Genomic DNA, 23111 nt, shown 5'->3' on the forward strand with positions numbered 1-23111 from the left:
ACGCGCGGCCCGCCTCAGTCCTCGATGGAGAGAACGGCCAGGAACGCTTCCTGGGGCACGTCGACCCGGCCTACCTGCTTCATGCGTTTTTTCCCCTCCTTCTGCTTCTCGAGCAGCTTCCGCTTACGGGAAATATCGCCGCCGTAGCACTTGGCGAGCACGTCCTTGCGCATCGCCTTCACGGTTTCGCGGGCGATGACGCGGGAGCCGATGCCGGCCTGGATCGCTACTTCGAACATCTGACGCGGAATCAGATCCTTCAGCTTCTTCGTCAGCTTCCGGCCGATCTCGTAGGCCTTGTCGCGATGGACGATCGTGGAGAGGGTATCGACCGGATCGCCGTTGATCATAACGTCCAGCTTAACGAGTTCACTCGGGCGATAGTCGAGCACTTCGTAATCGAAGGACGCATAGCCCCGCGTGATGCTTTTCAGCTTGTCGTAAAAGTCGAAAATGATTTCCGCGAGGGGGAGTTCGTAGTGGAGGTCTACGCGCTCGGTATCCAGGTACTGGGTATTGATATAGATGCCGCGCCGTTCCTGGCACAGCTGCATCAGGCCGCCGATGTACTCGGTCGGCGTGATGATTTGCGCCCGCACGTACGGTTCGCGGATCTCGGTGATCGTGCTGAGAGGCGGCAGATCGCTCGGGTTGTTCACGATCTCCATCTCGCCGTTCGTCAGGTGCGCCTCGTACTTGACGTTCGGCACCGTCGTGATGATATCGAGCCCGAACTCACGATCCAGGCGCTCCTGGATGATCTCCATGTGCAGCAAGCCGAGGAAGCCCACGCGAAACCCGAACCCCAGGGCCGACGAACTTTCCGGCTCGTACGTGAGGGACGCATCGTTCAGCTGCAGTTTCTCCAGCGACGTGCGCAGGTCCTCGAATTTTTCGGACTCCGTCGGGTAGAGCCCGCTGAAGACCATGGGTTTGGCTTCCTGGAATCCCTTGATGGGCTTGTCCGCCGGGTTGCGGGCCGTGGTGATCGTGTCGCCGACCCGCGTGTCGCGCACGTCTTTCACCGATCCGATCACATAACCGACTTCGCCGGCCTTCAGCTGCTCCAGCGGCTCCATGTTGAGCCGCATGATCCCGATCTCCTCGGCGTCGTATTCCTTCAGATTCGACATGAACCGCATGCGCTCGCGCTTCGTGAGCGTGCCGTCGAACACGCGCACATACACGACCGAGCCGCGGTACTGGTTGAAAACCGAGTCGAAAATCAGCGCCTTGAGCGGGGCCTCGGGGTCGCCCTTGGGCGGCGGCACGCGGCGCACGATCGCCTCGAGCACTTCTTCCACCCCGACGCCGGTTTTGGCGCTGATGGAAAGAATGTCTTCCGCCGGCTCCCCGATGAGCTGCTCGATCGTGCCGGCGACGAGATCCGGCCGGGCGCTCGGCAGGTCCACCTTGTTCATGACCGGGATGATCTCCAGATCGCTCTCGAGCGCGAGGTAGAGGTTGGAGATGGTCTGCGCCTCGATGCCCTGCGCGGCGTCGACCACGAGGATGGCGCCTTCGCACGCCTTGAGCGCGCGCGACACTTCGTAGGTGAAGTCGACGTGGCCCGGCGTGTCGATCAGGTTGAGGATATAGTCTTCCCCATCCTGTGCGCGGTACTTCATCCGGATCGCGTGGCTCTTGATCGTGATGCCGCGCTCCCGCTCGAGGTCCATGCTGTCGAGCACCTGGTTCTGCAGCTCGCGCTGGCTCAGCGTGCCGGTCTTCTCGAGCAGCCGATCGGCGAGCGTGCTTTTACCGTGGTCGATGTGCGCAATGATGCAAAAATTGCGGATCTTGTCTTGATACCCGGCCATTCCAGAACTTCTCAAAAACTACTGCAGGCGGACGTCGCCCGGCAGGAGTTGCCGGGCTGGCGTGATGCTGGAGGAAACAAACTTCATTCCTTCGAGGATCCCTCGGGATTCGCGGCCTGCTCGGGGGCTTCGACCGCCGGCTGATCCGGCGCGTCGACGGTGGGGTGATCGCCGGCCGGATCGATGCCGCCGGCTTCGTTTTTGAGCTGTTCGCGCATCAACTCGTGCTGGAACGTACCCTGAAACACCAGGATGCCCAGCACGCCGACCACGATCGCCATGTCCGCCACGTTCCAGATCGGAAACAGCGCCGTATACTTGCCGCCCACGATCGGCCAGGACTCCGGCAGGTAGCCGCGCCACAGATTCACGTGGATGAAGTCCACCACCTTCCCCGCAAACAACGGCGCGTCGCTGAACAGCACCCCGTAGAACACCCGGTCGATGATATTCCCCAGCGCGCCGCCCAGGATGAAGGCAATGCTCATCCGGTAGGGCTGATACAGCTTCCGCACCCGGTAGAGGTACAGAAATATCAACCCGGTAGCGGCCATGGACAGGAAGGTGACCATGCCGCGCGGACCGAACGTGATGCCGAAGGCCATCCCCGGATTTTCCGTGAACGTGAATTTGAGCCAGTCGCCGAGCAGGGGAATCGATTCACCAACATACATGTTGTGAAGCACCACCTGCTTGGTGATCTGGTCGACCACGATGATGGCAACGGTAATCCAGAGAATGTGCATGACGAGGCGACTATCCGGCGCTATCCCGCAGGCCGCGAACGGCCCGCGCGCGCCGGCTACTTACGCTGTTTGAGCTTGGCTTCGATCGAGATCTCGGTGTGCGGCACGGCTTCCAGACGCTCTTTCGAGATCGGGTTGCCGGTGATTTTGCAGATGCCGTACGTCTTGTTCTTGATCCGCTCGAGGGCGCGATCCAGATAGCTGACGTATTTCTGCTGGCGTGCAAGCATGAGATACAGCTTTTCGCGCTCCATCGCGTCCGTGCCGGCGTCGGCCATGTGGTAGCTGTATGCGGTATCGTTCTCGGACTGTTCGCGCGCATCCTGCAGCTGCATCCGCAGCCGGTCGATATCCTCGACGGCCGATGAGCGACGCTGCACGATCAAATCCTCGAAATAGCGGAGTTCTTCGTCGGTAAGGGGGGTCTTGACGTCGGTATGTGCTTCGATTTTTTCCATATCCTCCTGACTCTGTGCGGATACCTGTTCATCAGCACGCCCGGGGGCAGGTTTCTTCATGGCCATAACCTTACCATGCGTGAACGGTTGTGAATAAAGCAATGAGGTACTTCCTTGCGGCGGCCGGCTTCAAACCGTACGACAAACCGGCGCCACAGGTACTGGATTACTACGACTTCGCAGCGTGTCGATTTCGATTACTTGATCTTGTCTACAGCCAGGGTGAGTTTCTCTTCACCGATCGAAAACGTCTCGACAAGCGCTCCGGATGGATGAGGTGACTCCTCCAACGATGCAGCAAGGGTCTCGTTCCGGATCCATCCGGCCTGCTGAGCTATGGCCGCAGCGAGCCGGCCGGAGGCCTGGAAATACACCCGAATCCGATCTGTCACATCAAAATCGGCTGTTTTGCGCATGTTCTGGATTCGATTGACCGTCTCCCGCGCCAGTCCCTCGACCAGCAGCGCCTCGGAGATGGTCGTATCCAGCGCAACGGTAACTCCATCTTCCTGATCGACCAGCCAGCCGTCGATTCCCTCGCTGACCACCTCGATATCCTCGCCCTGGAAGGGCATGGGGCGGCCGCTAATATCGAGCATAATCTGCCCTTCTTCAAGGAATCTTGAAATTTCTTCTTCGCTCATCTCCTTGATCCGTGCGGCGGCGGCCTTCATGTCCGGACCGAGGCGCCGGCCAAGCGCCTTAAAATTCGCCCTCGCGGCCCGTTTTACGACGCGGCTCGACCCGGAGACGTACTCGACGGCCTTTACGTTCACCTCCTCCAGGATGATGGAACGCACCCGCTCGACGGCCTCCTCCGTGGTCGTCCCGCCCGTGACCACCATGATCCGGGGTAGCGGCTGGCGGACGTTGATGCCGCTCGTGTTGCGCAGCGCAAGCACGATGGACGAGATCGTCCGCGCCAGCTCCATCCGATGCTCGAGCGCCGGATCCAGCGCGTCTTCCTCCACGGCGGGGAGCAGCGCCAGATGGACGGAGTCGTGCGGCGTGCGGCCGGCGACCTCGTTCAGCGCGCGGTAGAGCCAGTCTCCAAAAAACGGAGCGATCGGGCTCATCAGCCGCGCGACGGCTTCGAGGCATTCGTAGACGGTCTGGTAGGCGGCCAGCTTGTCGCCGGCATCCGTCTCGCCCGTCTTGGCGCTCCAGAACCGCCGGCGGGACCGGCGGACGTACCAGTTGGACAACGCCTCCACAAACGCCTCCAGCGCCCTGGCCGCCCGGGTCGGGTTGTATTCGGCATACGCGGCATCCACCGTCGCGATGGTGGAATTGAGCCGGCTCATGACCCAGCGATCGAGCTCCGCCCGCGCCGGCACCGGAATCCGCGCCTCCTCGAACCGGAAGCCGTCGATATTGGCGTACGTCGCGAAAAAGGCATAGACGTTCTGCAGCGTCCCGAAAAACTTGCGCTGGGTATCGACCAGTCCGCGCTCGGAAAACTTGAGGTCCTCCCAGGGCGGCGAATTGCTCATCATGTACCACCGCACCGGATCGGCGCCGTGGCTGGCGAGGAAGGCGTAGGGGTCGACGGCGTTGCCCTTCGTCTTCGACATCTTCTCCCCCTTCTCATCGAGCAGGAGGCCGTTGACGACGACGTTTTTGAACGCCTTCTCGTCCATCACCAGCGTGGCGATGGCGTGCAGGGTATAGAACCAGCCGCGCGTCTGATCGACGCCCTCGGCGATAAAGTCGGCGGGGAAGTTCTCCTCGAACTTGTCGCGGTTTTCAAAGGGGTAGTGCCACTGCGCGAAGGGCATGGCGCCGGAATCGAACCAGACGTCGATGAGGTCCGGCACGCGCCGCATCGTCCCGCCGTCGGGCGCCGGCCACGTGTAGCGGTCGACATACGGGCGGTGCAGATCGAGCCGGTCGTCCGCCGGCACCTGGTCACCGCATTTCTCCCGCAGCTCGGCGACGGAGCCGATGACTTCGATGTAGGTGGATCCCGGCGCGTCCGACTGCCAGATGGGCAGCGGCGTGCCCCAGTATCGCCGGCGGCTCAACGCCCAGTCCACATTGTTCTTCAGCCACTCCCCGAAACGCCCTTCCCCGATCTGGCGCGGCTGCCAGTTGATCTGGTTATTGAGCTCGATGAGGCGATCCTTGACCGCCGTCGTGCGGATAAACCAGCTCTCGACGGGGTAACTCATGAGCGGCGTGCCCTTGCGCCAGTCGTGCGGGTAGTTGTGCAAGTAGCTGTCCTGCCGGAACAGCAGACCGCGTTCCTTGAGGTGCCGGTTGATGACTTTGTCGGCGTCCTTGAACCACAGGCCGGCGACGAGCTCGGCCCGGTCGTCGAACAGGCCGTCCGGCGTCACGGGGTTAAACAGCGGCAGCCCCTGCTTCTGCCCCACCTCGTAGTCTTCGGCGCCGAAAGCCGGCGCCATGTGCACGATGCCCGTACCGTCCTCGGTCGAGACAAAGTCCGCCGGCACCACACGCCAGGCGTTTTCGGCACCGGGCTCGTCGGCAAAATAGCCGAACAGCGGCTCGTACCGGATGCCGAGCAGGTCGGCTCCCGTCATGGACTCCACCTCCTGGTAGGTGTCCGGCAGGACCGAGGCGCGCGCGCGGGCGAGGATCAGGTCCTCGGCCGGCTGATCCGGAGCCGTCTGGCGGTACCGGACATACTCGATCGCCGGCCCGACCGCCAGGCCCGTGTTCGAAATCAGCGTCCACGGCGTGGTCGTCCACGCCAGCAGGTACGTGTTTTCCGCCCCGATCTGCTTGAACCGGACGTAGACGCTGGGGTCCTGCACCTCTTTATACCCGAGGCTGACTTCATGCGAAGACAGCACGGTGCTCGATCCCGGGCTGTACCACTGGATCTTGTAGCCCTTGTAAAGCAGACCCTTCTCGTAGATCTGCTTGAGCAGCCACCAGACGGATTCGATGTATTCGTTCTTGAACGTGATGTACGGATGATCGAGGTCGACCCAGTACCCCATCCGCGTCGTCAGCTCATCCCACTGCTTCTTGTACCGCAGGACGCTCTCGCGGCAGGCCGCGTTGTATTTCTCGATGCCGTAGGATTCGACCTGGTGCCGGCCCTCGAGGCCCAGCGCCTTCTCCACCTCGATTTCCACGGGCAGCCCGTGCGTATCCCACCCCCCTTTCCGTTCGACGCGAAACCCCTTCATCGTCTTGTAACGGCAGAAGATGTCCTTGATCGTGCGGGCCAGCACGTGGTGGATGCCGGGCCGGCCGTTGGCGGTCGGCGGCCCCTCGTAGAACGTGAACGTATCGGCTTCGCGGCGCGCGGCGATGCTGCGCGCGAACAGGCCTTCTTTTTCCCAGCGCGAAAGCATCTCCAGCTCCATCGCCGGCAGATCGAACTGCTTTTCCTCTTTGAACGTCTTCATCGAACGATGATCGGCTACACCCTTTTTTGAAAAGTCGCAGTGATACGTGGTTCAACGCCTTATGTTCGAAGACTACGGGTTTTCAGCCGGATACGGGCTTTCTGGTTGAAGTGCCGGCGCGCTTTCTGCGAGCAGGGCGTCTGGTACGACAGATAGGACGACACCTCTATGCTCCATAGCCTCCTCTGGAGCCCGGGAAAACCCCCTACATACTGACCTTCTCATCGAAGCGAATTGCTTTCCATGCCGCAACGAGCTATCCGCCCGACGTTCATCCTCCTGATGACGCTGGTAGTGCTATTTCTACCGCTGCGAACGCGAAACGGGGCCTTTGCTCAGGATGCCGCCGGCGTCTGGACCAACCTCAACACCACGAACACGCCCATCGCGCGGCATGAAAACGCCTTCGCCGCCGTCAACGGCAAGCTGTACCTCATCGGCGGCCGCGGCGTGAAGAAGGTGCAGATCTTCGACACCCAGACCTCCACCTGGTCGGACGGCGCCCCGCCGCCGTTCCAGATGCACCACTTCCAGGCCATCGTCATCGGCGACCTGATCTACGTGATCGGGGCCTATACCGGGGCCTGCTGCGACGCCGAATTCGGCGTCGACCACGTCTACTATTACAACACGGCGAATAACACCTGGAATCAGAGCCATGCCGTGCCGGTGGATCGCCAGCGGGGCTCGGCCGGCGCCGTGCTCTACAACGACAAGATCTACCTCGTCGGAGGCATCCAGGGCGGCCACGGGGCGCCGGCGACGGGGTATACCTGGTTCGACGAATACGACCCGGTGACCGGCCAGTGGAAGGTGCTCCCCGACGCCCCGCGCAAACGCGATCACTTCCACGCCGTCGTCTTCAACAACAAACTCTACCTCATCGGCGGACGCGACACGAGCAACCCGGCCTATACCTCCGCCAACATCGGCGAGATCGACATCTACAACTTCACGACCGGCACCTGGTCCACCCTCTCCGCATCCCACAACCTCCCGACGCTGCGCGGCGGCACGACGTCGGTGATGTACCACGGTGAAATCCTCGTCATGGGCGGGGAATCGTCCAAACAGACCCTCGCCTTCAGCACCACGGAAGCCTTCGACCCCATTGCCCAGACCTGGCGCACCCTCGCGCCGCTCAACGTGGGCCGGCATGGCACGCAGGCCGCCCTCCTCAACGATGCCGTCTACATCGCCGCCGGCTCGGCGCAGCAAGGCGGCGCGCCCGAACTCGACTCCATCGAGCGGTACGACAACGGCTCGACCAACGTATCCGCCGCCGACGTGGTGCTCAACCCGGGCTGGAACATGGTCGGCCTGCCGCTCTCGCCGTCGGACACCGACTACGAGGCGGTGTTTAACGACATCTCCATCTCGCAGGACATGGCGCCCATCACCTGGAGCGACGCCGGCGACTACGCGGAGGAAGCCAACCTGGCCATCGGAGCCGGCTACTGGGTGCATCTGGATGAGACCTCGGGCCCATCGCAGGTCCAGACGATCACCGGCGAGCCGATCAACGCGCTGCAGATCGCCCTTAAGGCCGGCTGGAACATGATCGCCGGCCCCTCCTGCACCGACGTCGTCTTGCGCGGCATCAGCACCGACCCGATCGCCGCCATCCCGACCAGCGCGCTGTACACATGGGCCGATGCGTATGTGCCAGCCTACTCGACCAGCTTTCCCCGGGGACGCGTCAGCCAGGGCATCGGGTACTGGGTGTTTGCCAACGAAAACGCGGTGCTCACCCTGGACTGCGGCACGGCCAAACAGCTGCCGGACGAAGCGCCCGCGGCGGCCGGCTCGCTCGACGCCTTTCATCGCCTCCTCGTCACGGACGACACCGGCAAACGGCAAATCCTGCATTTCGGCGGGGCCCTGACCGTTGAGGATGCCGCGGCTTCCTACCGGCTCCCGCCGCGCGCAAACGGCCGGTCGTTCGACGTCCGCCTGGGCGACGATACGCGCCTGACCGAAAACACGGCGGCGCTCGTCCGCCTCCAGTCGACCGCGCTGCCCTTCACCCTGTCGTTCGAAGCGGCCGCCGGCCGGCCCGCCGCCCGGTACCGGGTCGAGGAGCTGGTGGCCGGGCAGCTCGTCGCCACGCACTCGCTGGCGGAGGGCGAACGGCTGACCCTGGACGATCCGTACGTGCAGTCGATCCGCATCGCGCTGGAGCCGCCTGCCGACGTATTGCCCGATGCACCCCTGCGCGTCGCCGGCAATTATCCCAACCCGTTCAGCGATCACACCGCCATCCGCTTCGATCTCGCCACCGATGCGCGGGTACGCCTCGCCGTCTATGACGCCCTCGGACGCCAGCGCTATGCCGTGGAACGCAGCGAAATCGCCGGCTTCGGGTACGAGGAGCCGATCGCAAGCGCCGGATGGCCCGCCGGCCTCTACGTGTATCGCATCGAAGCCGAGACCGCTACGGGCGTGTCGGTAAAGACGGGCCGCTTTCTGCTGGTGAGATGAGCCGGAAGGTCGGCTATTCGATGCCGAGATCGAAACGCCGGCGAAGCTCCTGTACGTAGAGCCCGACCTCGTTGCGCGTTTCGAAGAGGCGTTCGTAGATATCGCGGTAGCCGGCGGCGTCCATGTAGGGCATGGATTTGAGCTCGGGAAACAGACTCAGCGCGGCGTTCGCGCACTGCAGCGCCCGTTTCACACACGCGATATTGCCGCCAAGGGTGTCGCGGTCGTAGCCCAGCCCGTGACCCCGCGCGATATTGGCCGGGATCTGGAGGGTATTGGTGCAAAACTGGACGAGCGCCGAGTCCTTCTGGTCGCCCGGGATCTCATCGGACCAGGCGAGCAGGATGTTCGCCAGCTCGAAGGCCATCCGGTAAACAGGCAACGCGTTCAGGCCTTCGATCGTCGAGGCCTCCATCTCCGGATCCTCATCCACCTCGAACAGGGCATCCCAGGGCGTCTCCAGCGGAGCCCCCGGCGTCTGGCCCGCATCCGCGGCGCCCTCTTCCTCCTCTTCTTCCAGGGCCCGCTCGGCGTCGTCGGGGTACCACCCTCGCTGGCGGAGATAGGCGCGCAGGCGGGCCTCCCAACGCGCCATGGCCATGCGATCGCCGGCCTCGGGCATCGGATGCAGACCGAGAAAACCGATCAGGTGATTCATGTACCGACTGAGCCGCTCGTCGTCCTTACGCAGAAACGACTCCCAGGCGTGCTCGTCCCACAGGTCGTCTTCGGGCATGGTGTACCTCGAACCGAAAAAATACGACTGGCCACGACGGGCGTCCGCTCAGAGACGGACGAGTACTTGCCTGACCAGCGCCGTGAGGGACGGCTCCGCCGTGGCGGCGGCGGCCAGGATCTCGGGGATTGAAATGGGCTGGAGGGCGTCGGGGAAGCACTCGTCGGTAATAACCGAGATGGCCATGACGCGGATCCCCATGTGGCGCGCCACGATCACCTCCGGAACGGTGCTCATGCCGACGACGTCGGCGCCGATGTTTCGGAGAAACCGGTATTCGGCGCGCGTCTCGAGGTTGGGGCCGGTGACGGCGACATAGACGCCCTGATGCAGTTTGATGCCGGCGTCCAGCGCCGCCTGCTCAGCCGTCTCGCGCAGCGCGACATCGTACGGCTCGCTCATGTCCGGAAAACGGGGGCCCCACCCGTCGGCATTGGGCCCGCAGAGCGGGTTGACGCCCTGGAGGTTGATGTGGTCCGTGACCAGCATCAGGTCGCCGCGGCGCATGTTCGGGTTCATCCCGCCGGCCGCGTTGGATATCAGCAGCGCCTCGACGCCGAGCGCGCCGGCGACGCGCACCGGGAAGGTGACGTCCTGCGGCGAATACCCTTCGTAGAGATGAAATCGCCCCTGGAACACCATCACCTGGACGCCTTCCAGACGCCCCAGGTGCAATTTTCCGGCGTGGGTCTCTACGGTAGACAGGGGGAAATGCGGGAGGTCGGTGTACGCGATCGTCCGTTCGATGTCGATGTCGGAGACCAGCCCGCCGAGCCCCGTGCCCAGAATGATGGCGACGCGCGGCTCGATACCCGAGGATTCGCGGATCGCGCGAGCGGCTTCTTCTACGTTCGCGCGATAGCGCTCCATGTCGTACAGGGTGCGTTCCTCCACCGATCGCCGGCAGCGTGACCCGTCAATCCAGGTCGTTCAGAATACGTCGGATTTTTTCGATCTCCTCGGGCGTGGCGGTCAGATCGTCGTGATCGTCACTGCCCCCGAAGAGGGGTTTCTCGAACGTGTCGGGGATCGAGTCGCCGTGTTCGTCGCCGGGAGGCGCGTGCGAGATGATCGGGTTGCGCACCCAGTTGCCGCCTTCGCGCGCCGGCGTCGCCGGCTGCTCGTCGAAGGGCGACGGAGCGGTTCGAAAATCTTTGGGCTCCAGCCGCAGCACCTCTTCCTCGTCGTCTTGCTCCTGGAACGGGTCGTCCTGCCCGCTCATCCACGGCTCCTCTTCGAGCGGCTCCGCCGGCTTGAAGAAGGCTTCGGCCTCGACGTTGTGCGCGGCCGTGGTGACGGTCGCCTTGATGAAGTCGAGTTCGTCGGAGCTGAGTCCGCCCAGCTCGCCGGGGACTTCGTCCTCGTCTTTCGCCGGTTGCGGCGCCATGCTGGGCGGCGGAGGCGGTGGAGGAGGCGCTACAGAAACAGGCGCAGGAGCCGGGCGTGCCGGCTGAGGCGGCGCGGCGGGAGGGGCCTGGTGCGCGCGCCCATCACCAAGCGGAAAAGACGATTCGTCCTCGTCGTGCAGGTCGCCCGGGTCGTCGTACTCGTCGAGCGCGACGTTCGGACGCTCCAGCTTGCGCTTCTCGGGGGCGGACAGGCGGATGAAGCCGATCGGATCCTGCCCCTCGAACCGGGCAAGAATTTCCAGCTCGGACATCAAGAAGGCCCTCAATCGGGCCATGATCTCGTCCCGCCGGCCGGCAATTTTCGTGACGTCGGTCTTGAGCCGCTTGTGGTCGCTGAACGCCTTGCCCCGGATTTCCTCGGCCTCGGCGCGGGCCTCTTTCAGGATGATCTGCGCTTCGCGCTGCGCGTTCTCGATGGTCTTGTGCGAATTGTCGCGCGCGGTCTCGAGCGCTTCCTGGAGCGCCTCCTCGATCTTCCGGTAGTGGATCAGCTTGGCCTCCATGTCCCGGATATTCTGCTCAAGCCGGCGATTCTCGTCGAGCAGCCCGCCCCACTGATCGGCCACCATATCGAGAAAACCCTGCACCTCCTGCGGATCGATCCCGCGGAACGTCCGGGTGAACTCCTGTTTCTTGATATCGAGCGGGGTCAATTTCATGTTGCTGCCCAATTTTTCGGATTCAGGGGGTAACGGGCTTCTGCGCGAACGTCGCCCCGATCTTCCGGAAGATACAAATTTGTACGTTTCAACGAAATGTAGCGGAATCAGGTCCCCGATCAGGATCTGCTCCCAAAAAGTGCGCTGCCGATCCGGACATGCGTGGCGCCCTCCTCGATGGCGACCTCGAAGTCGCCGCTCATGCCCATGGAGAGGGCGTGCATGCCGGCCAGATGCGCGTACCGCGTTCGCGCCTGTTCGTAGAACTCTCGTAACATACGGAACTCCGGGCGAACGGATTCGGGATTCGCCGCCGGCGACGCCAGCGTCATGAAACCCTGCACCTGCAGTCCATCCAGCGGCGCCAGCCCGGCCAGAAGCGGGTCCAGCGCCTCCGGGTCGAGCCCGAATTTCGAGGCCTCGCCGGACACGTTTACCTGCACGAAACACGGGATATGCCGGCCCGCCGCCAGGGCCCTGTCGTTCAGCTCTTCAGCGAGACGGAGGCTGTCGACACTGTGCACCGCATCGGCGCACGCGACCACGTCTCGCACCTTATTGCGCTGTATGTGTCCAATCATGTGCCATACTGCCTCTCCGCCCGCCAGGCCCCCGGGTATTTCCTCAACTTTTTGCTTCAGCTCCTGGACGCGGTTCTCCCCGAAATGCCGCACGCCGGCTGCCATCGCTTCCCGTATCGCCGAGGCCGGATAGGTTTTGGATACCGCCACGAGCGTCACCGCAGACCGCGGCCGGCCGGCGCGTTCGCACGCCCGGACGATGCGGCTTTCGATCGCTTCGAGTCGGGAAATCAACGGACCACGCACACGTTCCGGCGGGGAGAAAACCATGGACCAACGCTGTCGATGCGGCGAACCGGTCCGCGCACATCGATAAGTAGTTAAAAAACAGAGCGTTTAAAGAGCTGATTGGGTCGACTGCCTTACGAGCGATGGGCCGGGTTTGATCCCGCATCGCCTCAGTAGGCCAGCTCGACCTCGAAGGTCGCAATGGCCTCCTCCTCTACCCGGTAGGTGATCTGGAGCGGCCGGCAGCACACTTCGCAGTCCTCCACGTACGTTTGCCCCTCCACCGACAGGTCGACCAGCACCGAGACTTCCTCCCAGCAACTGGGGCACGTGAAGAACACTTCTTCTTCCATGGTGGCAGGCTCCCAGCTTTATCGCTCGGCGCGAAGGACCTCGAGCGGCGGCCGCGCATAGATCCCCCGGCTGTTGAGCAGCCCGATGACCAGCGTAAGCCCCGTAATAAGCAGGACGACGAGCACGATCGGGCCGAGCGCCGGCACAAAGGGAGTGTCGAAAACGAATACCGCCAGCGCCCCACTGCCGGCGAGGGCGAGCAGCATGCCGGTCGCCGTCGCAAAAAAGCCGAGAAACAGGTACTCGATCAGCATGATGCGGATCAGTTGCCGGCGGGATGCCCCCAGCGTCTTGAGCAGCACGCTCTCCTCGATTCGTTGAAAACGACTCACCGTCACGGCGGCGATGAGCACGATCAGGCCCGTGAACAGGCTGAAGAGTGCCATGAACCGCAAGACAAAGGCGATCCGTTCGTAGATCGTGTCGAAGATGTTCATGACGAGCGTGAGGTCGATCGACGACACGTTCGGATACCGACCGAACAGCGCCGACTGCAGTGCGCCGGACTGCGCGTCGCCGGCGGTTCGCGTCAGGGTCACGTAAAACTGCGGGGCCTCTTCCAGCACGCCCTCGGGGAAGAGGACAAAGAAGTTGGTCTGAAACCGTTGCCAGTCGACCGTGCGCAGGCTCGACACATACGTGGTGATCGGGAGCCCCTGGACATCCCACACCAGCGTATCGCCGATCGTCACGTTCAACTCCTGCGCGAGATCGCGCTCCACCGAGATCGGCACGATGCTCACCTCGGGGCCGACGCGGCCCACGAAATCCCCTTCGATCAACGTCTCCGCGTCGCTCAACTGGCCGCGATAGGAGGAACGGTACTCGCGGCGCAGCGCCCACGATCCGCCGCGACGCGTCGAGTCCCGCCGGATCGCGTCGACATCGTCCCCCTTCAGGCGCGACAGCCGCATCGTCACGATCGGCACTTCCTCGATGATTTCGAGCCCCTGCCCCCGCACGATCTCGCCCACGCCGGCGAGCTGCTCTTTCTGAATGTCGAACAGTACCGTATTGGGGCGCCCCTCCCCGCCGGCCACCTGGATCTGGGCCATCAGAGTCTGCTGCGCCAGGTAGAGCGTCAGGATCAGGAACGTCCCGAGCCCCAGCGCGAGCATGAGCATCAGCGTCTGGTTGTTCGGCCGATAGAGGTTCGACAGCCCCTGGCGCCACGGATACGTCCAGCCCGAAGGCATCAGGCGCGGCGCGAAGTGGATGATGAGCCTGGCCACGCCGGCCAGCAGGCCGAACACGACGGCGATGGCGGCCGCATAGCCCAGGCCGACCTCCCACTCCGGCGCCTGCAGGATCGACAGACCTGCCACGGCAATTGCAATAACGGCATACAAAAACCAGCGCATCCGCACGCCCCCGGTCGACGGCTCCGCCTCGTACGATCGCCGCAGCGTCAGCAGCGGCGACACGTCGCGCACCGACAGCAGGGGCAGCAGCGAAAAAAGCACCGCCACGCCGAGCCCCACACCAAAGCCCAGCGCGATCGCCGGCCAGGACAGCGACACCGCCACCGTCACCGGCAGCACCTCCGCCAGCAGCGTCGGCACGAGGTACTGGATCCCCACGCCGATCGCGCACCCGATCGAGGCGGCGAGCGCCCCCATCACGCCGGCCTGCACCAGAAAGATCAGAAACGTCGGCGTAGACCGCGCCCCGAGGCAGCGCAACACGGCCACCGTCTCGATGCGCTGCTTGATGTACACATGGACCGTGCTCGCCACGCCGACCCCGCCCAGCAGCAGGGCGACGAGCCCCACGAGGCCGAGGAACCGGTAAAGGTTGCTGAGCCCCTCGTTCCAGTCATCCTTCACCTCGGCCACGGTATCCACCCCGACCCGCTCCTCGTCGAGATGCGGCTTGATGGCCTCGACCGTCTGCTCGACATCCGCGTCGTCCTCGAAACGGAAGTACACCTCGTATTCGGCCCGGCTGCCGCGCTGGAGCAGCAGCGTATCGAGGCCGGCCAGCGGCACGAACACGCGCGGGCTGAAGAGGGCGAACGCGGCGGACTCGCGGGGCGTCTTGATGATTTCGCCCAGGATCGGATAGGCGACGTTGCCCACCTCGACCGTATCCCCCACGCCCACGCCGTACTGTTCGAGCAAGGCCCCGTCCAGCAGGGCGCCGCCGGCCCGCTGGTACTGGCCGGCCGCCGCCGGCGGATCCGTCTCGATGGCCCCGTAAAACGGATAGCCGTCGTCGATCGCGCGCACGGTCGCCAGACGGGCCGCCTGGGCTTTCGGGAAAAACGCCATCGACGCGAACGAGATGCGACGCGCCTGCCGGCCGCCGAGTGAATCGATCAGCGCTTCGGTCGCCTCGCTGAACGGGCCGCCGCGTTCGAGGCTCATATCCGCCCCGAAGAGCCCGAGCGCCTCGTTGTCGACCGCCTGCTCGAGGTTATCCCCGAACGAGCGAATCGCGACGAGCGCCGCCACACCCAGCACCATCGACGAGACAAAGAGCAGGAGCCGGCGCCGGCTGCCCCGGCTGTCCCGCAAGGCCATCGTAAAGATCCAGGAAACCATGCGATCGAGCGAAGAATGCCAAAAATGAAAACGGAAACCGGGAGGAACGGCCTCCCTGAACCACGTACCCGGTCCCTACGCCCGCTGCGGCTCGCCGGTCAGGGTGTCGGAGAGGATCGCGCCGCCGCGCAGGCGGATGATGCGTTCCGTGCGGCCGGCGAGGTCGATGTCGTGCGTCACCAGCACGAGCGTGGTGCCGGCGCGCGCATTCAGTTCGAACAGCAGCGACTCGATGATGGCGCCGGTATCGGCGTCGAGATTGCCCGTCGGCTCGTCGGCGAAAAGGATGCGCGGTTGGTTGATGAACGCCCTCGCGATGCCGACGCGCTGCTGCTCGCCGCCGGAGAGCTGTTTCGGGTAGTGATGCATCCGGTCGCCGAGGCCGACCTGTTCGAGCAGCTCGCGGGCCCGGCCGGCGGCCGAGCGGTCGCCGCGCAGTTCGGCCGGCACCATCACGTTTTCGAGCGCCGAGAGGGTCGGGATGAGCTGAAACGACTGGAAGATGAATCCGACCTGCTCGTTGCGCACGGTGGCGCGCTCGTCTTCGCTGAGCCGGCCGATCTCGACCCCGCACAGCGAGATCGCCCCCGACGTCGGCGCGTCGAGGCCGGCGCACAGCCCGAGCAAGGTCGTCTTTCCCGATCCGGACGGCCCCACGATGGCGCACGTATCGCCTTCGTGCAGCGTGAAGGAGATGTCCTTGAGGACTGTCAACGGCCGTCCGCCGCTCTGATACGTCTTGGAAATATCGGTCAACGAGAGGACGGTAGTCCCTTCCATAGCACTCCAGGTGAAACATGGGCGATTGGACAGGGGTAGAGAAAGCGCCAGCCCAGTATGAGATCCCAACCGATGAAAAAAAGTCACCGCCGTCTTTTGATCGCTCTCGCCTTCGTTTTGGCCGCCTGCGGGGGGTCCGAACAGGGGGCGCCGATCGATGCGCAACCCGTCGCGGACGCCCCGACCGCACCGCGCATCGCGAAGCAAACCATCCTCGTGCTGGGCAACAGCATCGCGGCCGGTTACGGCGTCGAACCCGAAGAAGCCTTCCCGGCCCGCCTCCAGGAGAAGATCGACTCGGCGGGGCTCCCCTTCTCCGTCGTCAACGCCGGCGTGTCGGGCGAAACCACCGCCGGCGGGCTGGGCCGTATCGACTGGATCCTCCGGCAGCGGGTCGACGTGCTGATCCTCGAACTCGGCGGCAACGACGGCCTGCGCGGCACCCTGCCGGACGCCACCCGGTCGAACCTCGAAGCCATCATCGACCGCACCCGCGAACGGTATCCCGATGCCGACGTCCTGCTCGCCGGCATGCAGATGCCTCCGAACCTCGGTCAGCAGTTTACCCGCCAGTTTCTGGAGCTTTTCCCGCAGATCGCACAGGAGCGGAATGTCGCCCTCGTCCCGTTTCTGCTGGAAGGCGTCGGCGGCATCCCGAGCCTCAACCAGTCCGATGGCATCCACCCCACGCCCGAGGGGCATCGTATCGTGGCCGAGACCGTGTGGCAGTATCTGGAGCCCATTTTGAGATCGCGGGCGGCGTCCGTCTAAAAACGCCGACGGCCTGGCGGGTTTGGCGTCCTTTTCACGCAGGTCTTCCTGAATGCCCCGAGTACTGGATTTCGAGCCCGTTTGTCGATACATTGAACGCGCGGACGCTCTCGCGACCCGGCCGGGTCGCGATCCCGTATTTCAGACATCTCCCCCCGAACGCTTGCGGCGTGTGATTTGCACGGAGGTCGGCGTATTGATCGGCCGTATGGAACGTCTTGCGGCCGGCTATGTTGACGGACGATATCGATCACATCTATAGCTCCATGCTCCCCGGCAAAGCGGCCCAATGATCCGGGACGCGGCGCACCGCCTCTCGGTCCGATTCGCGCCAAAGACGGTATGCCCCATGTTGCGTGCATGATTCCAATGACATCGAAGCAGGAACAGTCATACGAAGATCGCATCGAGCAACTCGAGAGGACGGTTGCCAATCTGGAGTACACGGTTTCGCGACTGCAGGAACGCCTCCATGCCGCCAACGCCGCGACGCAGCGCCGGCCGGCGCTTCAGACGACGGATCCTGCCGAGGCCAGGGCCAACAACGGTAACCGGCTGCTCGCCGACCTCAAGCCCGCGGCGCCTGCCGCAGAAGGCGCTCCCACCGAACGCCCGCGCCGCGTGCGCCCCATGTATGCCCTCGACGGCGAGGCCTGGCTGAACCGCGTCGGGCTCGCCTTCGTCCTCTTTGGCATCGCGTTCGGGGTCAAGTATTTTCTCGAGCAGGACTGGTTCTCGCCGTTTCTCCGCATCATCTCCGGGCTTTTGCTGGGTGCGGTCCTGATGGTTACGGGGCTGCAGCTGCACCGCAAACGCACGCGGCTGGCGCAGGTCCTGCTCTGCGTCGGCGTCGGATCCATCTATCTCACGGCATTCGGGGCCTACCAGCTCTATTATCTGGTGCCCTACCCGGTGGCGTATTTCGGCATGTTCGCGGTATCCGTGGGGGCCTTTCTGCTCTCGGTGAAACGCAACGACCCGGTAGTCGCGATTCTGGCCGTGTTCGGGGGGCTCGTGACGCCGTTCATCATGCACTCGCAGGGCGACAACCTGCTCGGCATCATCAGCTACACGTCGCTCATCCTGACGGGCGCCGGCGTGATCTACTGGTTCACGGGATGGCGCAGCCTGCTATTCCTTTCCGCCATCGGGGGCTGGTTCGTCGTGCTGGTGTGTTACCTCAACGTCGGATTGTACTTCGAGTCCGTGGCGGCCGATCGCTGGACGCTGCTGGCCGGCGTAGGGGTTTGCTGGATGCTGTTCTGGGCGATGCCGGTCGTTCGCGGCGTGCTCCGGGCGCGCCACCCCGAAAAATTCGCCGCGCCGCCGCCCGTGCGCGCCGTGGGCTACTTCTTCAATCACCCCGCCCTGCCGCTCTCCGTCGCGACGCCGTTGTTGACGTTCGTGCTCGGCATGCTCATCTGGGACCTGTCGGACACCCTGTGGGGCTGGATCGCGCTCGAAGCCGCGGCCATCTACGGATTCCTCTATCTCTACATCCGCGGGCGCGATCTGAATCATCTCGCCCAGATGCAGGGCTTCGCCGCATCGGTGCTCCTGATCATCGGTCTCGTCCTGCTATTCAAGGAATTCGCGCTGCTGGTCGCCCTCGCGGCGGCGGCCGGCGTGATGCGGCATGTAGCCCGGATCATGAAAGACCGGATCATGTCGTTCAACTCGCATGCGCTGTTTCTGGTGGTGCTCTCCTGGCTCACCATGCGGCTCATCAATGTGCCCTCGGAGGGCACGCCGGTCACCAACCTGCCGGCCATCTGCGAGTTCGTCGTCATTCTCCTCTGCGCCAGCATGGCGCAGGTGCTCCGCCGCTCGTGGATGTACATGATCTACCTCTTCCTGGCCCATTTCCTGTTCCTGGGGTGGGTCTTCCGCGAGGTCGGTTCGCTCATCGGGGGCGAGGCGCTCGTCACCGCCGCCTGGGGCGCGTATGCGGTCATCCTGCTGCTCATCGCCCGGAAGAACGGCTCCGCCATCCTGCGCCGCGTCGCGATCGGCACGCTGGCGCTCACGATTTGCAAGCTGTTTCTGTTCGACCTCGACGCCGTCGATCCGCTCGTGCGCGTGATGCTCTTCCTCGGCTTCGGCATCTCGTTCCTGGGCCTGAGCTACATCCTGCCCCGCCTGATCGCGCGGACGACCCGTCCGGTGGAAACGGAACCGTCGAAACCCCTGGAGCGCGAAAAGGAACCCATCCTGTAGCGCCGGCGGCCGCAGGAACCGCTCGGTCTCCGCAAGCGCGCTACCGTTTCTGAAATGCCAGGCCCGTCCGGGCCCGTTGCTCACGCGCGCCGAGCGGCCTCGATAAAGCGCGCGAGCTTGCCGGCATCGAGCCGGCCCGCCGTGCGCACGCCGCTGCAGACATCGAGGCCGTACGGCCGAACCGTCCTTACCGCTTCCGCCACGTTTTCGGCTCGCAATCCGCCGGCGAGATACACCGGCACCGAAACCGCCTCGACAATCCGGCGGCTCCACGCCCAGTTGTGCGTCCGCCCCGTCCCGCCCAGTTCCTTCGTCGCCAGCCCCGGGTTGCCCGAATCGAGCAACAACGCGTCGACATGCGCCGATGCGGCGACGGCCTCGGTGATCGAAGCCTCGTCGACGACATGGACGACCTGCACGATGCGGACGGCCGGAGCGGCGTCGCGGAGGCGGGCATAGCCTTTACGCGGGATGGCGTCGCACAGTTGAACGGTCGTCGGCCGGCAGGCATCCAGTTGCGCGGCGATCGCTGCCGGATCCTGGCGGCTCGTGAGCAGGAAGGTCTCGGCCGGCGGCTCGATTGCCGCCGCGATGGCCGCGATCCGGGCATCGGAAATCACACCCGGTCCACTGGGCATCGCCGAAACCAGGCCAAGGGCGTGCGCGCCGGCATCGAGCGCCATCCGCGCCTCGTCGAGGTCCTGGATGCAGCAGATCTTGATGCGGATCATGGGCACCCCTCCTTTCGACCGGGCCCGTGTGGGCGCGCGTGCCGCGCGGTCAGTCGAGCGCCTTCACCTCGTTGGTGAGCTTCACGATGGAGTCCTTGGCATCGCCAAAGAGGAGCTGCGCGTTGTCGTAGAAGAAAAGCTCGTTTTCGACGCCGGAGTACCCCGGACGCATGCTGCGCTTGAGGATGACGACGTTGCGCGACTTGTCGACGTTGAGAATCGGCATGCCGTAGATCGGGCTGGATTTGTCGTGGCGCGCGGCGGGATTGACCACGTCGTTGGCCCCGATGATCAGCGACACGTCCGTGTTGTCGAATTCGCCGTTGATGTCATCCATCTCATACAACTGGTCGTACGGCACGTTGGCCTCGGCGAGGAGGACGTTCATGTGGCCCGGCATGCGGCCGGCGACCGGATGGATCGCATACTTCACCGTCACGCCCTTGGCCTGGAGCAGGTCGGCCAGTTCGCGTACCTGGTGCTGCGCCTGCGCGACCGCCATCCCGTAGCCCGGCACGATGACGACATTCTCGGCATAGCTGAGCATGATGGCGACGTCCTCCGGCGAGGTCGATCTGACCGATTTGCCCTCGAAACTCGTCTTGGTGGCGCCGTCGTCGCCGGCGCTGTCGCCGCCGAAGCCGCCGAGCAGCACGTTGAAGAGCGAGCGGTTCATCGCATCGCACATGATCTTGGTGAGGATCAGCCCCGAGGCCCCGACCAGGGCGCCGCTGACGATGAGGGCCGTGTTGTCCAGCACGAAACCCGTCGCCGAAGCGGCCAGACCCGAATACGAGTTGAGCAGCGCGATCACGACGGGCATGTCGGCGCCGCCGATCGGGATGACGAGCAGGATCCCCAGGAAAAACGCCACGACGCAGAGTGCGAGCGCCGCCCACATGATCTGCTGGGAGTCGTTGGGAAACACACCGGCTTTGATCGCGACCATCACGTGGCCGGCCACGACTGCGATTGCGAGCAGGAGCGTCAGGATACGCATCCCCGGGAAGGAGATCGGATTGCCGCTCACCTTGCCGCTCAGCTTGCCCACCGCCACGAAGCTGCCCGAGAAGGTTACGACGCCGATGAGGATGCTCAGGAAGATCGTGACGCCGATGGAGGCCGTGAAGGGTTCGGAGGGTGCGGCCACCGAGGCCGGCTCGGACGCCCAGGCGATATAGCGCATCAATTCCGCACCGGCGACCAGCGCCGACGACGCCCCGCCAAACCCGTTGAGGGCGCCGACCATCTCCGGCATCGAGGTCATCTCCACCCGGCGCGCCAGCACCACGCCGATGCCGGAGCCGATTACGAGGCCGAGCAGCATCTCGGAGGGCGTAAGGATTCTCGCCACGAACAGCGTTGCCAGCACGGCGATCAACATGGCGATCGAGGAAAGACGGTTCCCCTGTCGCGCCGTCGAAGGAGACTGCAGCCGCTTCATGCCGACAATAAACAGCGAGGCGGCGAGCAAATAGGCAAGGTCGATCAGCGTTGCAACCATGGCGGGACTACAAATACAGGTGAATACAGTGGGATGCGCAGGCCGGGATTTAAGGTTCAACGTTCAAGGTTTAAGGATGCAGATCGCCTTAAACCTCGAACCTGGCAACCTTAAACCGCTCACTCTTTCCCCTTCTTCTTGAACATCTGGAGCATGCGGTCGGTGACCAGGAAGCCGCCGACCACGTTTACCGTGGCCACGATGAGCGCAGCGAAGCCCAGCCATTTGGCGGCGACGCCTCCTACCATGCCGGCCGCCACGAGGGCGCCGACGATCGTGATCCCGCTGATGGCGTTGGTGCCGGACATCAGGGGGGTGTGCAGCGTCTGCGGCACCTTGCTTATCACCTCAAACCCGATAAACGAGGCCAGCACGAAGATGATCAGATTCTCAAGCATAGCGATTCGACATTAGCGATTACAGGGGCCGCACGATCAGGCGGCGAGCAGGTTCTTGACGCGTTCGTTCACCACCTCGCCGGCATGCGTGACGCAGGCGCCTTTGATGATATCGTCTTCGAAATCCAGCTGGAACGCGTCGTCCTTGTAGAAATCGAGGATCATCGCCATCAGCACGCGGGCGTACATCTGGCTGGCGTGCACGGGCATTTCGGCGGGGAGGTTGGTGGGGCCCATGATGGTGACACCGTGTTTGACGACGGTCTTTCCCGGCTCGGTGAGTTCGCAGTTGCCGCCGTTCGGCGCGGCGAGATCCATGATCACCGAACCCGGATGCATGGCCTGGACCGCGGCCTCCGTGATAAGCGTCGGCGCACGCCGGCCCGGGATGAGCGCCGTCGTGACGACCACGTCCGACGAGCCGATGTGCGGCACCAGCAACTCCGTCTGCCGCCGCGCCTTTTCCTCGGCGAGCGCCTTGGCGTAGCCGCCGGCGTCCTGCGAACCGGTCGTTTCCAGTTCGAGCTGCACGAACGTGGCCCCGAGGCTCTCGATCTCCTCGCGCACAGCGTCGCGGATGTCGTAGCCCCACACCTTCGCGCCCAGTCGGCGCGCCGTGGCGATGGCCTGGAGGCCGGCGACGCCGGCGCCCAGAATCAGCACGTTGGCCGGCTTGACGGTGCCCGCGGCGGTCGTGAGGAGCGGGAAAAACTTGGGAAGCGCTTCGGCGGCTTTCAGGACGGCTTTATAGCCGGCGACCGAACTCATGGCCGACAGCGCGTCCATCTTTTGCGCGCGGGAGATGCGCGGCACCATCTCGGTGCTGAGCGCGGTCACCTTGCGGGCCGCGAGCGTCTTCGAGACCTGCGGGGTATCGAGGGGATTCAGGAAGCCGATGTAGATGGCTCCCTCACGCAGCAGCGCGATCTCGTCGTCCGAAGGCGGCTGGACCTTGAGCACCATGTCCGCCCCGAAGGCCTCCTGCCGGGTGCCGATCCGCGCCCCGGCGGATGCGTACGCGCCGTCGTCGTGGTACGCACCGGCGCCCGCGCCGGCCTCGACAATGATTTCCATGCCCTTTTTCGCCAGTCGCCCGACGACCTCGGGCACTAACGCAACACGTCGCTCATCGGCGGCAGACTCCGCGGGAACGCCAATCGTAAATGCCATGACAGGTGGGGTTCAGTACATACACACGAACGAGCCCAGTATACAACCGAGAAAAACAAAAGGGGTGAGGAGAGTTTTTGAAGATGGTTTAAGGTTAAACGCTCAAGGTTCAGGGTAGCCTGACGCCGCCCTGAACCTTGAA

18 protein-coding genes are annotated in these 23111 nt (G+C 64.1%); 3 read left to right on the forward strand and 15 right to left on the reverse strand.

Annotated features, from left to right (window positions below):
• Positions 1–14 precede the first annotated feature (14 nt).
• The 4 genes from lepA to ileS form a co-directional block, all read right to left on the reverse strand.
• Positions 15–1820 carry a translation elongation factor 4 gene (gene lepA, locus R2834_15300; protein MEZ4701704.1) on the reverse strand — a complete coding sequence of 602 codons (1806 nt, stop codon included), beginning with the start codon at positions 1818–1820 and terminating at the stop codon, positions 15–17.
• Positions 1821–1903: 83 nt separating this feature from the next.
• Positions 1904–2566, reverse strand: coding sequence for a signal peptidase II (gene lspA / locus R2834_15305; protein ID MEZ4701705.1), 663 nt, complete (start codon positions 2564–2566; stop codon positions 1904–1906).
• Positions 2567–2622: 56 nt separating this feature from the next.
• Positions 2623–3024 carry a molecular chaperone DnaK gene (locus R2834_15310; protein MEZ4701706.1) on the reverse strand — a complete coding sequence of 134 codons (402 nt, stop codon included), beginning with the start codon at positions 3022–3024 and terminating at the stop codon, positions 2623–2625.
• Positions 3025–3221: 197 nt separating this feature from the next.
• Positions 3222–6407 (reverse strand): isoleucine--tRNA ligase, encoded by a 3186-nt coding sequence (gene ileS / locus R2834_15315; GenBank protein MEZ4701707.1) that lies wholly within the window; start codon positions 6405–6407, stop codon positions 3222–3224.
• A 243-nt stretch (positions 6408–6650) separates the two neighbouring features.
• Here ileS and R2834_15320 point away from each other — a divergent pair, with 243 nt between their 5' ends.
• On the forward strand, positions 6651–8888 hold the full coding sequence (locus tag R2834_15320; protein MEZ4701708.1) for a kelch repeat-containing protein: 2238 nt from the start codon (positions 6651–6653) through the stop codon (positions 8886–8888).
• A gap of 13 nt (positions 8889–8901) precedes the next feature.
• Here the strand turns inward: R2834_15320 and R2834_15325 are convergent, their stop codons facing one another.
• From R2834_15325 to R2834_15355, 7 genes are all read right to left on the reverse strand, one after another.
• Positions 8902–9624 carry a hypothetical protein gene (locus tag R2834_15325; protein MEZ4701709.1) on the reverse strand — a complete coding sequence of 241 codons (723 nt, stop codon included), beginning with the start codon at positions 9622–9624 and terminating at the stop codon, positions 8902–8904.
• Positions 9625–9672: 48 nt separating this feature from the next.
• Complete coding sequence (locus R2834_15330; protein ID MEZ4701710.1) at positions 9673–10494, reverse strand: purine-nucleoside phosphorylase; 822 nt, start codon at positions 10492–10494, stop codon at positions 9673–9675.
• 46 nt (positions 10495–10540) lie between these two features.
• Entirely contained in the window at positions 10541–11692 is a 1152-nt protein-coding gene (locus R2834_15335) for a DivIVA domain-containing protein (protein ID MEZ4701711.1), read from the reverse strand.
• 119 nt (positions 11693–11811) lie between these two features.
• On the reverse strand, positions 11812–12543 hold the full coding sequence (locus R2834_15340; GenBank protein MEZ4701712.1) for a YggS family pyridoxal phosphate-dependent enzyme: 732 nt from the start codon (positions 12541–12543) through the stop codon (positions 11812–11814).
• Positions 12544–12671: 128 nt separating this feature from the next.
• Complete coding sequence (locus R2834_15345; protein MEZ4701713.1) at positions 12672–12854, reverse strand: CPXCG motif-containing cysteine-rich protein; 183 nt, start codon at positions 12852–12854, stop codon at positions 12672–12674.
• A gap of 18 nt (positions 12855–12872) precedes the next feature.
• The gene (locus R2834_15350; GenBank protein ID MEZ4701714.1) at positions 12873–15398 is read right to left on the reverse strand and encodes an FtsX-like permease family protein; all 2526 of its coding nucleotides are present in this window, start codon (positions 15396–15398) and stop codon (positions 12873–12875) included.
• 75 nt (positions 15399–15473) lie between these two features.
• Positions 15474–16178, reverse strand: coding sequence for an ABC transporter ATP-binding protein (locus tag R2834_15355; protein MEZ4701715.1), 705 nt, complete (start codon positions 16176–16178; stop codon positions 15474–15476).
• A 72-nt stretch (positions 16179–16250) separates the two neighbouring features.
• On the opposite strand from R2834_15355, the gene R2834_15360 reads away from it, so the two are divergent.
• Both R2834_15360 and R2834_15365 read left to right on the forward strand, forming a co-directional pair.
• Complete coding sequence (locus tag R2834_15360) at positions 16251–16949, forward strand: arylesterase (protein MEZ4701716.1); 699 nt, start codon at positions 16251–16253, stop codon at positions 16947–16949.
• Positions 16950–17318: 369 nt separating this feature from the next.
• Complete coding sequence (locus R2834_15365) at positions 17319–19166, forward strand: DUF2339 domain-containing protein (protein ID MEZ4701717.1); 1848 nt, start codon at positions 17319–17321, stop codon at positions 19164–19166.
• An 80-nt stretch (positions 19167–19246) separates the two neighbouring features.
• Here R2834_15365 and R2834_15370 read toward each other — a convergent pair whose 3' ends face one another.
• The 4 genes from R2834_15370 to R2834_15385 form a co-directional block, all read right to left on the reverse strand.
• A complete protein-coding gene (locus tag R2834_15370) occupies positions 19247–19897 on the reverse strand; it encodes a phosphoribosylanthranilate isomerase (protein MEZ4701718.1) in 651 nt (216 codons plus the stop codon).
• A 49-nt stretch (positions 19898–19946) separates the two neighbouring features.
• A complete protein-coding gene (locus tag R2834_15375) occupies positions 19947–21401 on the reverse strand; it encodes an NAD(P)(+) transhydrogenase (Re/Si-specific) subunit beta (GenBank protein MEZ4701719.1) in 1455 nt (484 codons plus the stop codon).
• A gap of 119 nt (positions 21402–21520) precedes the next feature.
• Positions 21521–21799, reverse strand: coding sequence for an NAD(P) transhydrogenase subunit alpha (locus R2834_15380; GenBank protein ID MEZ4701720.1), 279 nt, complete (start codon positions 21797–21799; stop codon positions 21521–21523).
• A gap of 36 nt (positions 21800–21835) precedes the next feature.
• Entirely contained in the window at positions 21836–22969 is a 1134-nt protein-coding gene (locus R2834_15385) for a Re/Si-specific NAD(P)(+) transhydrogenase subunit alpha (protein ID MEZ4701721.1), read from the reverse strand.
• Positions 22970–23111 lie beyond the last annotated feature (142 nt).

This window comes from Rhodothermales bacterium (assembly GCA_041391505.1).
In the GTDB taxonomy this organism is placed as follows: domain Bacteria; phylum Bacteroidota; class Rhodothermia; order Rhodothermales; family JAHQVL01; genus JAWKNW01.